The organism is Roseomonas sp. CECT 9278 (assembly GCF_918698155.1).
Classification (GTDB): domain Bacteria; phylum Pseudomonadota; class Alphaproteobacteria; order Acetobacterales; family Acetobacteraceae; genus Neoroseomonas.
This window is the reverse complement of the sequence record NZ_CAKKLX010000005.1, coordinates 1-13722: the sequence shown is the minus strand read 5'-3', so window position 1 is coordinate 13722 and position 13722 is coordinate 1. Positions and strand designations below refer to the sequence as shown.

The 13722-nt window shown below is 74.7% G+C and carries 8 protein-coding genes; 3 read left to right on the top strand and 5 right to left on the bottom strand.

Annotated elements, in window-relative coordinates:
- Nucleotides 1-4 precede the first annotated feature (4 nt).
- From LQ222_RS04640 to LQ222_RS04620, 5 genes are read right to left on the bottom strand one after another with little or no spacing between them, the layout of a single operon-like run.
- Nucleotides 5-784, bottom strand: a complete 780-nt coding sequence (locus LQ222_RS04640) for a thioesterase II family protein (protein ID WP_230164812.1) — start codon at nt 782-784, stop codon at nt 5-7.
- Nucleotides 765-1808: a prohibitin family protein gene (locus tag LQ222_RS04635; RefSeq protein ID WP_230164811.1), complete on the bottom strand. Its 1044-nt coding sequence runs from the start codon at nt 1806-1808 to the stop codon at nt 765-767. Before LQ222_RS04635 ends, LQ222_RS04640 begins: the two co-directional genes overlap by 20 nt.
- Nucleotides 1805-3436 carry an ATP-binding cassette domain-containing protein gene (locus tag LQ222_RS04630; RefSeq protein WP_230164810.1) on the bottom strand — a complete coding sequence of 544 codons (1632 nt, stop codon included), beginning with the start codon at nt 3434-3436 and terminating at the stop codon, nt 1805-1807. The genes LQ222_RS04635 and LQ222_RS04630 overlap by 4 nt, the downstream gene beginning before the upstream one ends.
- Nucleotides 3437-3440: 4 nt before the next feature.
- Nucleotides 3441-3629 carry a hypothetical protein gene (locus tag LQ222_RS04625; protein WP_230164809.1) on the bottom strand — a complete coding sequence of 63 codons (189 nt, stop codon included), beginning with the start codon at nt 3627-3629 and terminating at the stop codon, nt 3441-3443.
- 22 nt (nt 3630-3651) lie between these two features.
- Nucleotides 3652-4182, bottom strand: coding sequence for a YcjF family protein (locus LQ222_RS04620; RefSeq protein WP_230164808.1), 531 nt, complete (start codon nt 4180-4182; stop codon nt 3652-3654).
- A 287-nt stretch (nt 4183-4469) separates the two neighbouring features.
- On the opposite strand from LQ222_RS04620, the gene LQ222_RS04615 reads away from it, so the two are divergent.
- The 3 genes from LQ222_RS04615 to LQ222_RS04605 form a co-directional block, all read left to right on the top strand.
- On the top strand, nt 4470-4685 hold the full coding sequence (locus LQ222_RS04615; RefSeq protein WP_230164806.1) for an MbtH family NRPS accessory protein: 216 nt from the start codon (nt 4470-4472) through the stop codon (nt 4683-4685).
- Nucleotides 4686-4783: 98 nt separating this feature from the next.
- Nucleotides 4784-13513, top strand: a complete 8730-nt coding sequence (locus LQ222_RS04610) for a type I polyketide synthase (RefSeq protein WP_230164804.1) — start codon at nt 4784-4786, stop codon at nt 13511-13513.
- A partial coding sequence (locus LQ222_RS04605; RefSeq protein ID WP_230164802.1) for a hypothetical protein occupies nt 13510-13722 on the top strand: 213 nt, incomplete at its 3' end. The genes LQ222_RS04610 and LQ222_RS04605, both read left to right, overlap by 4 nt.

Here is a 13722-nt window from a genome sequence, read left to right as displayed (position 1 = left end):
CGCCTCAGGCCTCGATGCCGTGGCGCCGAAGTGCCGCGACGACCAGGTCGAGCACACGCTGGCGCTGTTCGTCGGGGAAGAAATGCCCGCCCGGCAGGGTCGTGGCCTCGACGCCCGCCGTGGTGCAGCCGGCCCATGCGGCCAGGCCCGCTTGCGTCGTCTCGGCATCCGCGCTGCCATCCAGCACCAGCACCGGGCAGTCGAAGCGCGCCGGGCCGGGGCGATAGCTGGCGATCACCGAGAAATCCGCGCGCAGCATCGGCAGCAGCAGGTCGAGCAATTCGCGATGGGCCAGCACCTCGGGCGGCGTGCCGCCCAGCGCGCGCAGCGCATCGAGGAACTCCGCCTCGGGCAGGGTGTGCAGCGCCTGGCGCGGGCGCGGATGGGTTGGCGCGTCGTGGCCCGCGGCAATCAGCAGGCGCGGCGCCGGCAGGCCCTCGGCGCGCAGCCGATGCACCAGTGCATGGCCGATGCAGGCCCCCATGCTGTGCCCGAACAAGGCGAAGGGACGGTCGAGCAGCGGCGCCATGGCGGGCACCAGCGCATCGATCAGCGCGTCCATCTGCGTCAGCGGCGCCTCGCCGAAGCGGCGCTCGCGGCCCGGGAGCTGGATGGCCAGCGCCTCGATCCCGGCCGGCAGCAGCGCGGGCCAGGCGCGATAGGTGTTGGCGCCGCCGCCGGCATGCGGCAGCAGGAACAGCCGCGCGCCGAAGGGCCCGGGCCGGGGGTCCGGCACGGCCCAGCGCGACGCCGCGGCGCGCGGATCAAGGGCGAGACTGGTCATCGCGCGGCGCGATCATGGGCTGGGGAAGCTCGCCCATCGGCGGCAGCGGTCGGCTCGGCAGGCTCGATGGGCTGCCGATGCGCGGGCCCGGGACCAGGCCGGGCAGTACGCCGGGCGGCGCGGCCGGGGCGTCGGTGCCGGCAGGCTCCGGCCCGCCCGACGGGTTCAGGATGACCGGCAGCCCGTCGCGCCCGCCGATGATGACCAGCCGGCTGCCGGGCGATTGCGCCAGGTGCAGTGTCGCGTCGATGCCGCGCCAGCGCAGGTATTGCTCGGTCAGGTTGCCGCCGACGATCTGCTGGAAGTCGCGGATGCCGGCGGCCTCGATGCGCTTGCGCTCGGCCTCCAGCCGCTCCCGCTGCAGGCGGAAGACGAATTCCTGCGACAGCTCGTTCTCGATCATCTTGCGTTCGATCGCCGCCTGCAGCGCCGTCGGCAGGATCACGCCGCGGATCAGCACATCCTGCAGGGAGATCACGCGCACCACCGGCACGCCGCCGATCCTTCCCTGCGTCGACCAGGTCTCGATGATGGTCTCGATGCGGTCCTGCACCTCGTCGCGGCGATTGCTGTAGAGAATCTCGGCGGTGAAGCTGCCGATCGCGCTGCGCAGCGCCGCGCCGACCTCGGGGCGCACGACCACGTTCAGGTAGTCCGGCCCGACCTCCTTGTGCAGCAGCCCGGCATCGGGTGCCTGCACCTGGTAGCGGTAGGTGACCTCGGCGGTGACCTGCACGCCTTCCGACGACAGCGCCTGGTAGGTGTGCGTGTCGGTCTGGGTGCGCACGTTGTAGATCGTGATGATGTCCCAGGGCCATTTGACGTGGGTGCCTTCGCGGAACACGCGGTCGATGCGCGTGCCGCCGCCGAAGCGGCTCCAGATCACCCCGACCTCGCCCGACCCCACCGCGAAGACGGCGTTCGGCACCACCGCGACCAGCAGCAGGAACACGCCCGCCATCGCGACCGTGATGCGCATGGCGTTGCGGTCCAGGAACGCGCCGAAGCCTCCGAAACGCTTCACTCCGTCGGCTCCTCACTGGTCGGCGGGGGGCTGGGCGCCAGCACGTCGAGCCTCCCGTCGCGCAGGATGTAGCAGCAATCCGCCGTGGCGAAATAGCGATCGTCATGGGTGGCGCAGAGCACCGCACAGCCGCGCCGGCGCAAGGCGGGCAGCACTTCCTCATAGAAGTGCCGGCGGAAGGAGGGATCCTGGTCCGCCGCCCATTCGTCGAGGATGACGATGCGCGGCGCCTCCAGCAGCAGCGACACGATGCCCAGCCGCTTGCGCTGCCCACCCGACAGCGCCAGCCCCTCCCACGCGCCGTCCGCGCGCAACGAGACCTTGCCCTCCAGCCCGTAGTCGCGCAGCAGCGCGGCGAGCACCGCGGGGTCGGGGTCGATCCCGTAGGGCCGGCGGAACAGGTGCATGTCGGAGAATACGCTGCCGACCCGGTCGCGATAGGTCTGCCGGTTGTCCGGCGCTATGGCCGTGCCGCGATAGAACAGCGTGCCGCTATCCGGGGGCAGCAGGCCCGCGGCGATGCGCAGCAGCGTGGTCTTGCCGCTGCCATTGCCGCCGGCAATGAACACGATCTGCCCGGCCGCGACTTCGAGGTTGACGGGCCCGACGCGGAACAGCGCGGCGCCGGCCTCGTCGCGCCAGGTGAAGCCGATGTCGCGCAGGCTGATCGCCGGCGGGCCATCGGGCAGCGGGCCCTGGCCGGCATCCTCCGCCGGCAGCCGCGCCGACAGCGCGGCAAGGTTGCGCGCGGCCTCGTCGGCCACCGCCAGCACCGGGATGGATTGCACCAGCAGCGCCACGCTGCCGGCGGCGAACAGCAGCGCGGTGATGGTCTGCTGGCGGCTGCCGGCATCGGTCTGCACCACCAGCGGCAGCCCGAACACCAGCAGCGCGAGAGACAGGTAGACGCCGGTCTGCACCGCCACCGCGCCGGCCGCGGCACGGCCGTCAACGGCGCCGCGCGCCGCCGCCGCCGCGCGGCTTCCCTGCGCGATGGCGGCGAATTGCGCGGCACCGCGGCGCGCCGATGTCTTTGCCTCCTTGAAGCCATCCAGCAACCCGGTGACGTCCTGCAGCACGGCCCTTTCGCGCGCCACCGCATCGTCCAGCGCCTGGCGGTCGCGCCGCGCGCGCCAGGTGACGAGGCTGGCGATCAGCGCCGCCATCGCCAGCAGCGCGGCGAATTCGACCGGCGACAGCCACAGCAGGTAGAGCAGCGTGAAGACGATCAGCAGCGCCGCCCGCGCGCCCAGCGACAGCGCGGTGGCCGCCTGGCTGATCGACTGGCTGTCGCGGGTGATGGCGCCATAGGCCTCGGCCGGCTTGAGGCGCATGAGCGAGGCGAAGCCGGCGCGGCGGATGGCGTCGAACACCTGCATCCGCAGCGCGTGGACGACGCCCTCGACCTCCCGCGCGAGGCCGCGGACCGAGCCCCACTCGGCGACGCAGTAGATCAGGATCGCGACGAGGAACAGCGCGAGGCGCAGGGCATCGGTGCGGCCGGTCTGCACGGCGTCGCTCGCGACCGCCATGACCAGGGCATTGCCCAGCCCGGCGAATCCGGCCAGCACGCCCAGCCGAGCCAGGCGCTGCGCCGAGTGCTGGCGCAGCAGGGCCGCGAGCGCCACGCCGTCAGGTTGCCGGCGGCGCGTCGCGGCGCGGGCCGAACACGTAGATCAGGAACAGCATGACCAGGGGTGTCAGCAGCAGCGCGAAGAAGGCCGACAGGACGCCGCCCAGCCGTGTATGCCGCCCGCACATGCCCACCATCATGGAGACGATGATGTAGCCACCGATGAAGATGGCCTGGGCGAACGCCATCGGGAGGCTCCCCGCCGCGGCGTCAGGCGGCGGAGCTGGCCGGCACGGAGGCCTTGGCCGTCGCCGCGTAGCGCGCGCGCATACGGTCGATGTCGATGTCGAGCAGCGTGCCGCCGCCTTCGAAGTGCTCGAGGAACAGGCGCCCCATGGCGTAGTTCGCCGCGCTGGCCGCGATCGGCATGGTCACCAGGCCGAGGAACGGGCCGACACCGGGGATGGCCTTGTACCAGACGCCGGCCAGGCCGCCGACGCCCATCGCGGCATTGAAGGGGAACAGCCCGCCGACCAGCGAGGTGATGATCGCCTTGGTGCGGACGCTCTCGAACGGCACGCCATAGAGCTGCGCCAGGTCGCGCACCATCTTGAACTGGACGCCGCTGATCGCGGCGAGGTCGAGCAGCGGCACCGGGATCACGCCCGCGCCGGCCGACCACCAGGACATGCGCCGCACCAGCGCCTCGCCCTCGGCGAAGCGTTCCGCGCCGTTCAGCATCGTGGCATCGGCGGCACGTTCGCTGCTTGACGAAACCATGGTTGCGTCGCTGTCGCTCATGTCCGCTCTCCGGTCCCTGGGCCTGCGTTGCGGCCGTTTCCGATCCATGGTCGTTATGCCCAATGATCTGACGACGAAAGCCTAGTCTCCGGCATGCGTCCCGGTCAATCATCGAACCGATTCCGATGCCCGCGAATGGGCGCCCAGTATGTAACGCCGACATCCGAATAACTTGTTGCCGCGCTGCCGCTCAGCGGGGCGTTGCGCGCCGCCCCTTCCTTGACGCGTTTGCGGCTCCTCTGCTCTCATTATCGCCGGATCACGTACACCAGCGTCCGGGGTGACAAATGGATGAAGATGAAGACAAGACAATATTTGATGTCGTGATCAATCATGAGGAACAGTATTCGATCTGGCCCGCTGCAAGCGAGCCCCCCGCCGGCTGGTCGCGCGTTGGAAAAACGGGCGCGAAAGCGGAATGCCTTGCCTTCATCAACACGGTCTGGACCGATATGCGGCCGCTGAGCCTGCGGCGCGCCATGGCTGGTGATCGTCAGGGTTGAAGTGAACTGGCCATGCGCCTCGCGTTTCGGTGGCCCGGAACGCGCAACGCGGCGAAGCGCCTTGCGGCATCCTGCCCAACCCATCGCGGACCATCGACGTGCTTGACCTGCTGAACCGGTATTCGCACGGCTTCGTCGCCGTGCCGGTGGTGCGCGCGCTCGATCGCCGGGGCGTGTTCGGGCTGCTGGCCGCCCAGCCGCGGCGACTGGCCGACGTCGTCGCGCTGGCCGGGCTCAATCCCGGCCACGCCGCCGCCGCGTTCGACCTGCTGCAGTCGCTCGGCTGGGTCGCGGCGGATGCCGGCGGCGTGCTGCGCTTGCTGCCGGCGGCGCGCCCGTATGCCGTGCCGGACGCCCTGCTCGATGCCTATGCCTGCGACTGGTCTCGCCTAGATGCGCCGGCGCTTGATCTGCTCGACCGCTTCGCGCCGCGGATCGCCCGGCGCTGGGACAGCGATGCCGAACTGGCCGACCAGCTCTCGGGCGCGCTGGCGCTGCCCTTGGCCAATGGGCCGGCGCGCCACGCGCTCGCGGCCGGCACCGCGCAGGGCCCGCTGCGCGCGGCCTTCGCGGCGCTCGGCTGGACCACGCCGGACGGCGCGCCGACGCCGCTCGGCGCCTTCGTCGCCGACCGCGGCCAGGTCACTGGCGCCGCGGGGTCCTACGCGCCGCTGCTGCACGCCATGCCCATGCTGCTCGGCGGCGACCCGCAGGAGGTGATGCGCCGCGACGCCTCCGGCGCCGAGCGGCATCTGGACCGCACCGCCAACGTGATCGCCAGCGGCTTCCAGCACGGGCGCTACTTCGCCGATCTCGAGGCGGTGCTGGCGGCGCTGTTCGACGCGCCGGACCTCGACGCGCAGCCCGCCGCGCTGGTCGACATGGGCTGCGGCGACGGCACGCTGCTGCGGCGCTGCTGGGAAACCGCGCTGCGCAGCGCGCGCGGCCGCCACCTCGCCACCCATCCGCTGCTGCTGGTGGGCACCGACTTCAACGCCGCGGCGCTGGAAGCGACCGGGCGGACGCTCGCCGGCCTGCCGCACCTGCTGCTGCAGGGCGACATCGCCGACCCGGCGCGGCTGGTGCGCGACATCGCCGCGCGCGGCGTCGATCCGGCGCGCGTGCTGCACCTGCGGTCCTTCCTGGATCACGACCGCCCGGCGGTGCCCCCGCGCGCAGACTGGTCTGCCCGCGCGGCCGATGGCGACCGCTGCATCGTCGTCGCGCCCGATGGCACGCTGGTGCCGCCCGGGGCGGTGATGCAGTCGCTGGTCGAGCACCTCGGCGCCTGGCGCGCCGCGCTGGGCGCACATGGCCTGATGATGCTGGAGGTGCACCGCCTGCCGCCCGCCATCGTGGCGTCGCGGCGCGACGACACCGAGGCGCCGCATTTCGACGCCTACCACGCCTTCTCGGGCCAGCAGCTGGTCCCGGCGGACAGCTTCGTGCTGGCCGCCGCCGAGGTCGGGCTGTTCGGCGACCCGGCCGCGTTCCGCAAGTACCCGCGCATCCACCCCTTCGCGCGCATCCAGCTGCAGCATTTCAGGCCGATGCCCTGGCGCGTGCGCGCGGCGCGCGCCGCCGACCTGCCGGCGCTGCTGGCGCTGGAGCAAGCCTGCTGGCCCGAGCCTGCGCTGCGCCATGACGCCGCGACGCTCGCCGCGCGCCTCGCCCGCCCGCGCGCCATCATGGTGGCCGAGCAGGACGGCGCCATCCTGGCCGCGCTGCATGTCCAGCGCATCGCCAGCGTGGATATGCTGCGCGGTGCGCGCTGGGGCGGCCTGGATGCGCTGTATCGCGACGATGGCCCGGTGCTGCAACTGCTGGGGCTGATGGTGCGGCCGCAGGCGCAGGATCGCGGCCTGGGTGATGCGCTGGCCGATTTCGCGCTGCAATGGGCGGCATTGACGCCTGGCGTGGAGGCGGTGGCGGGCCTGACCCGCTGCCGCGACTGGGATCGCACCGGCGACTACGCGGCCTGGGCGATGGCGCGCGGCGCCGATGGCCTGCCGCGCGACGCGACGCTGCGCTTCCATATCGGGCGCGGCGCCCGGCTGGTCGCGCTGGTGCCCGGCTACCGGCCCGAGGACACTGCCAATGCCGGCCATGCGGTGCTGATCGCCTACGCGCTGCAACCCGGCGAGGTCGCGGCGCCCACCGTCGCCGATGCCGCGCCGGCCGACCTGCCGGCGCAGGTGGCCGAATGCGTGCGCGCCGTGATGCGCGCCGGCGCCGATCGCTTCGATGCCGACAGGGCGCTGCGCGACCTCGGGCTCGACAGCGCCGACCTGCTGGAACTGCGCACGCTGTTGAACCGGCGGCTCGGGCTGCGGCTGGAGGCGTCGTTCTTCTTCGACCACCCTTCGCCGGCGCGGATCGCGCAGGCGCTGCTGGCGCCGACTGGCACGCAAGCGCCCGCGCCGCCGGCCGCCGCGCCCGTGGTGGCTGCCGTCGCGGCTGTGCCGCGCGCGAACGGTGACGCGGCTGTGCCGCGCGCGAACGGTGACGCGGCTGTGCCGCGCGCGAACGGTGACGCGGCTGTGCCGCGCGCGAACGGTGACGCGGCTGTGCCGCGCGCGAACGGTGACGCGGCTGTGCCGCGTGCTGCCGCTGACACGGCCGCGCCGCGCGCCGTGACCACCGCGCTGCCGCCCAGCGACGGCGCCATCGCCATCATCGGTCTCGCCTGCCGCCTGCCTGGCGCGCCGGATGCCGATGCCTTCTGGCGACTGATGGAGGAAGGCCGCGACGCCACCGGCCCGGTGCCGCCCGACCGCTGGCCCGCCACGCCCGGCGAACGCGGCGGCTTCCTCGACGATGTCGCGGCCTTCGACCCCGCCGCCTTCGCCATCTCGGCGCGCGAGGCGCGCAGCATGGACCCGCAGCAGCGCCTGCTGCTCGAAACCCTGCTCGCCACCCTGGAGCATGCCGGGCTGGATCCCGATGCGCTGCGCGGCAGCCAGGCGGGGGTGTTCCTGGGGTTGTTCGCGCAGGACTGGGAACGGCGGCTGCTCGCCGCCGGGCAGGTGCCGGACGGGCATTTCGCGACCGGCACCAGCAACGCCATTGCCGCCGGGCGGCTCGCCTATGCCTTCGGGCTGACCGGGCCGGCGCTGGCGGTGAACACCGCGTGCTCGTCGTCGCTGGTCGCGGTGCATCTCGCGGCACGGAGCCTGCGCGCGGGGGAATGCCGGCTCGCTTTCGCGGGCGGTGCCAGCCTGCTGCTGATGCCGGACCTGTCGCGCGCCTTCGCCGATGCCGGCATGCTGGCGGCCGATGGCCGTTGCCGCCCCTTCGATGCGGCCGCCGCCGGCTATGCGCGCGCGGAAGGCGTCGGCCTGGTCGCGCTGAAGCGGCTGGCGGATGCGCAGGCGGATGGCGACCGCATCCTGGCCGTGCTGCGCGGCAGCGCGGTCAACCAGGATGGCGCCAGCAACGGCCTGACCGCCCCCAGCGGCGCCGCCCAGCGCGCCGTGATCGCCGCGGCGCTCGCCGATGCCGGCCTCGCGCCAGGTGATGTCGACGCGGTCGAGGCGCATGGCACCGGCACGCCGCTCGGCGACCCGATCGAGGCCGGCGCGCTGGCCGAGGCCTATGGCGGCCCCCGCGCCGCGCCGCTGCTGGTCACCGCCGCCAAGGGCAATATCGGCCATGCCGAGGCGGCGGCGGGCATCGCCGGGCTGATCAAGTGCGTAATGGCGCTGCGCGCGGGCAGGGTGCCGGGCATCGCGCATCTGGCCGCCCCCAACCCGGCGCTGCGCCCGGCGCTTCAGGCGGCTCTGCGGCTGGCCGACGGCACGCAGGGCTGGCCGGGCGATGCGGTGCGCCCACGCCGCATGGCGGTCAGCGCCTTCGGCTTCAGCGGCACCAACGCGCATGCGGTGCTGGAGCAGGCGCCCGCGCACGAGGCCCGCGCCGCCGGCCCGCTGGTGATGCCGCTCTCGGCGCGCGACGGCGCGGGGCTGCGCCGCCTGGCCGCCGCCTGGGCCGAGGGGCTGGACGGCGCGGCCGATCCTGCCGCGCTGTGTGCGGCGGCGGCGAGGCGGCGGGTCTTGCCCGCGCGCGCCGCGGTTACCGGCGACAGCACGGCGGCGCTGCGCGCGGCGCTGGCCTCGCTGGCGGCGCAGGACCGGCCGGCGGCGCCGCCGCGCACGCCGCGCATCGGCTTCCTGTTCACCGGCCAGGGCAGCCAGCATCGCGGGATGGGGCTGGCGCTGGCCGCGCGCCTGCCGCGCTTCCGCGCCGCGCTGGATCGTGCCGATGCCGTGCTGCGCCCGCTGCTGGGGCGCAGCATCGACGACCTGCTGGCGGCCGAGGATCTCGGCCTGACCGGCCTGGCGCAGCCGGCGATCTGCGCGGTGCAGGTGGCCCTGGTCGACCTGCTGGCCGGGTGGGGCATTCGGCCCGTCGCGGTGCTCGGCCATTCGGTAGGCGAGATCGCCGCCGCCCATGCCGCCGGCATCCTGTCCTTCGAGGACGCGCTGCGCCTCGCCGCCACCCGCGGGCGCATCATGCAGGCCTTGCCCGCGGGCGGTGCGATGGTCGCTTTGCGTTGTGACGAGGCGGCGGCCCAGCGACTGCTCGACGGGCTGGAAGCGCAAGCCGGCGTCGCCGCGCTGAATGGCCCGCAGGCCAGCGTGGTGTCCGGCGCGGCCGCCGCGATGGACGCGGTCTGTGCGCGTGCCGAAGCGGCGGGAATCCTCGCGATGCCGCTGCGTGTCAGCCACGCCTTCCATTCGCCGCTGATGGACCCGGCGCTGGCGCCCTTCGCGGCGGCGATGGACGCGGTGGCGCTGCACCCGCCGCGCCTGCCGGTGCTCTCGACGCTGAGCGGCGACGGCTTCGCCGACCTGACCGACCCGGACTACTGGGTGCGGCAGATCCGCGCGCCGGTGCGCTTCGCCGCGGCGCTGGCCGGGATGCCGGCGGATGTGCTGGTCGAGATCGGCCCGCTGCCGGTGCTGACCGGCCTGGCGCGCGGCGTCGGCGCACCGCCCTGCGAGCCGACGCTGACCGGGGATGGCGATGCGCTGGCGGCGCTGCTGGCCGCGCTGCATGGGGCGGGCGCGCCGCTCGACTGGCGGGCCATCCATGGTGGCGCGCATGCTGGCGTGGACCTGCCGGCGAGCCCGCTGGAGCGCCGCCGCTTCTGGGTGGACCTGCCGGCGGGCGCGCCGGGTGTGGATGTCGCGCCCCTGGGCGCGCGTGCCGCTGATGTCGCGCCCCTGGGCGCGCGTGCCGCTGATGTCGCGCCCCTGGGCGCGCGTGCCGCTGATGTCGCGCCGGGCCGCGCGCTTGTCGCCAATGGCGCGCCCGGCGGCGCGCTTGTCGTGAATGGCGCGCCGGGTGGCGCGCTTGTCGTGAATGGCGCGCCGGGTGGCGCGACGACGACTGACGCAACGTCGCACCCGGACGCAAGGCTCGGCGCCGGCGACCCGCGCGCCGGCGTGCTCGGCCAGCGCATGGTCCTGCCCGGCGCGGAGGAGGCGCGATTCGCCGCACGCCTGACCGCCGGCTCGGCCCCGTTCTTCCAGGACCACCGGCTGCATGGCCGCGTGGTGGTGCCCGCCGCCAGCCACATCGCCGTGGCGCTGACGGCGCTCGCGCGCCTCGGCCGGCCGGCGGCACTGGCCGACCTGGTGTTTTCCGAACCTTTCGCGCTGGCGGATGACGCGGCGCGCGACGCGCAATGCGTGATCGGCGCCCAGGCCATCCGCTACGTCACGGCGGAGGCCGATGGCACGGCCGATGCGCCCTGGTCGACGCACATGGAAGCGCATGCCGCGGCGGTCGTCGCGGCAACGCCGCCGCCCGCGCTGCCCGGCGGCCTCGCGGCGCAATCCGGCGCGGCCTTCTACGAGGGCTTCGCCGCCGCCGGCTACACCTTCGGCCCCGCCATGCGCGGCCTGGTCGCGGTGCAGGCCGATGGCGCCATCGCCGCCGCCACCCTTGCGCCGGCGATGGCGACCGACCTGCTGATCGACCCCGCGCTGCTCGACGCCGCCTTCCAGGTGCAGGGCGTGTGGTTCGACACCGCGTCGCTGGCGCGCGACGGCGCGCTGTTCGTGCCGCAGGGGGTCGGGTCGATCATCCTCCATGCGCCGCCGCGCGGCGACTGCCGGGTGGTGGCGCGGCGCCGGCCGCGGGACGAACCCGACGACGCGACGCGCATCGCCGATCTCTGGCTGGTCGATGGCGATGGGCGCGTGGCGCTGGAGGCGCGCGGCTTCCGCTTCCGCCGCGTAGCGCGCGCGGCGCTGCTGCCGGACCGCGCGGCGGTGCCGCCGGGGCTGCTGCATCGCCTCGATTGGCGTGTGCAGCCGATCGGTGCGCGGATCGCGCCGGCGGCGATCCTCGCGCCGCTGGCGGTGCCCCCGGCAACGGGCGACGACCTGGCGGAGGCCGCCGCGCAGTGGGTGGCGCAGGCCTTCGCGCAGGCCGGCGCACCGCTGGCGATCGGCGCCGTCCTTGCCGATGCGGCGACGCGCCTGGGCGCCATCCCGGCGCGCGCCGGCATGGTCGGTGACATGGTCGCGGCACTGCGCGGCGCCGGCGTGCTGGATGGCGCGGGGTGCGTGCTGCGCCTGCCTGGCGCGCCGGCCGCAAGCGATGATCCGGCGGCGGCGCTGCTGGCCCGCACGGGCGCGCAGCTGCTGGCCGTGGCGCAGGGGCGCGCCGACCCGCTGGCCTTGCTGTTCCCTGAGGGCGATGCCGCCGCCGTCGCGCGGCTCTATGCCGAGGCGCCGTGCTTCGCGGCGATGAACGCCCTGGCGGGCGATGTCGCGCGCGCGGTGGCGCGGCCGGGCCTCGCGGTGCTGGAACTGGGCGGCGGGACGGGGGCGACGACGGCGGCCCTGCTGCCCGCGCTGGCCGAGGCCGACTACCTGTTCACCGATGTCTCGGCCGGCTTCGCCGCCGCGGCCGCGCGACGCTTCCCGGGCCTGGCGACGGCGGCGCTCGACCTCGATGCCGAGGCGCCGCCGGAGGATGCGCGCCGCTTCGACCTGGTGGTGGCGGCCAATGTGCTGCATGCGCTGCGCGACCTGCCGGGCGCGCTGGGGCGCATCGCCGCGCGGCTGCGCCCGGGCGGGATGATGATGCTGGTCGAGGGCACGGCGCGGCGCGCCTGGGTCGACCTGACGTTCGGACTGTTGGAAGGCTGGCATCGCCATCGCGAGGGCCCGGCACCGCGCGACGCGACCCTGATCGCGCCGGCCGGCTGGGATGCGTTGCTGCGCGCGCAGGGCTTCGAACCGGCGATGCTGGCGGCACCGGATGCGGGCGCCTTTCCGCAGGCGCTGATCCTGGCGCGGCGCGTGGCGCCGCCGCGCGTGGTGGTGGCGGGGGGCGCATCCTGGCCGGGCGCGGCGCCGATCGGGGCGACCCCGGCGGATGCCGTGCTGGTGGTGGCCGATGCGGCGGATCCCGCCGGCGCCGCCATCGGCGCGCTGCAGGCGATCGCCGCGCGGCCGCATCCGCCGGGCCCGGTGTGGCTGGTCACGCGCGGAGCCGTCGCGGCGGCCGCGCAGGACCGCGTGCCGGAACCCGCGCAGGCGGCGTTGTGGGGCCTGGGCCGGGTGATGCGGCTGGAGCATCCCGAGCTCGATCTGAGGCTGGTGGATATCGAGGCGCCGGGGCAGCTCGATGCGCTGCTGGCCGATCCGGGGGCGGCGCGGGAATTCGCGCTACGCGGTTCGCAGCGCCTGGTGGCGCGCGTGGTGCAGGATGCCGCGCCGCTGGCCGCGCCGGCCTGGCAGCCGCCGCCCGACGGCACGCTGCTGCTGACCGGCGGGCTGGGCGGGATCGGGGTGCGGCTGGCCGAACGCCTGGCGGCGCGCGGCGCGCGGCGGCTGGTGCTGGCGGCACGGGGCGCGCCGCGCGATGGCGCAGCGATCGAGGCGATCCGCCGCCATGGCGCCGAGGTCGATGTGGCGCAGGTCGATGTCGGCGATGCGGCGGCGCTCCCGGCGCTGGTCGCGCGCGTGGCGCCGGCCGCGGTCTTCCACCTGGCCGGGGTGCTGGAGGATGCGGCGCTGCTGCGCCTGGCGCCCGAGGCGCTGCGCCGTGCCATGGCGCCGAAGGCGGATGCCGCGCTGCTGCTCGACCGGCTGCTGCCGGGCGAGGTGCCGCTGGTGTTGTTCGGGTCGGCGGCGGCGTTGATCGGCAATCCGGGCCAGGCGGCGCATGCGGCGGGCAATGCGGTGCTGGCGGCGGTCGCGGCGGCGCGGCGTGCGCGCGGGCAGCCAGGGCTGTGCATCGACTGGGGGGCCTGGGCCGAGATCGGCACGGTCGCGCGGCACAACCCGTTCCGCGGGCTGCGGACGATGTCGCCGGAGGCCTGCTTCGAGGCGCTGTGGCGGCTGATGGGCGCGGGGGTGGCGCAGGCGGCCGTGATGGATGTGGACTGGCGCGCGCTGGCCGGCGCGCGGGCGGTCGGCGGTGGCGCGGCGGTGGCGCAGTTCAGCGCGGAGGGCGGCTCGCCGGAGCTGCGGCGCGATGCGCTGGCCGCGCATATCCTGGGCCATCTGCGCGAGGTGCTGGCGATCCCGCCGGACGACGTCGTGGACCGCCGGCAGGGCTTCTTCGCGATGGGCCTCGACAGCCTGACCAGCGTCGAGCTGCGCAATCGGCTGCAGCGCAGCCTGGGCCGCGCGCTGCCGGCGACCATCACCTTCGACCACCCGAACGTGGAGGCGCTGTCGGCGCATCTGCTGGGCGAGGCGGCGGCGCCGCCCGACACCGCGACGCAGGAGATGACCGAGGAGGAAGCGCTGGCGCTGATCGATCGCGAGGCCGCGCGGCTCGGCATTCCGGATGGCGCGGCATGACGGCCGGTGCGCTCCAGCGCGCGGCGCAGACGATCGGCGCGCTGCGCACGCGGCTCGATGCCGCCGAGGCGATGGTGGAGCAGGCCAGAGTGCCGCTGGTGATCCTTGGTTTATCGGTGCGTGTTCCTGGTGGTGTTGTGGATGCGGTTGGGTACTGGGGAGTGTTGCGGTCTGGTGTGGATGTGACGAGCGAGGTGCCGGAGTACCGG

Bases quoted from the DNA above. Each gene is read 5' to 3' on its own strand.
- LQ222_RS04620 (WP_230164808.1), bottom strand. From the start codon at position 4,182: ATGAGCGACAGCGACGCAACCATGGTTTCGTCAAGCAGCGAACGTGCC.
- LQ222_RS04615 (WP_230164806.1), top strand. From the start codon at position 4,470: ATGGATGAAGATGAAGACAAGACAATATTTGATGTCGTGATCAATCAT.
- LQ222_RS04625 (WP_230164809.1), bottom strand. From the start codon at position 3,629: ATGGCGTTCGCCCAGGCCATCTTCATCGGTGGCTACATCATCGTCTCC.
- LQ222_RS04640 (WP_230164812.1), bottom strand. From the start codon at position 784: ATGACCAGTCTCGCCCTTGATCCGCGCGCCGCGGCGTCGCGCTGGGCC.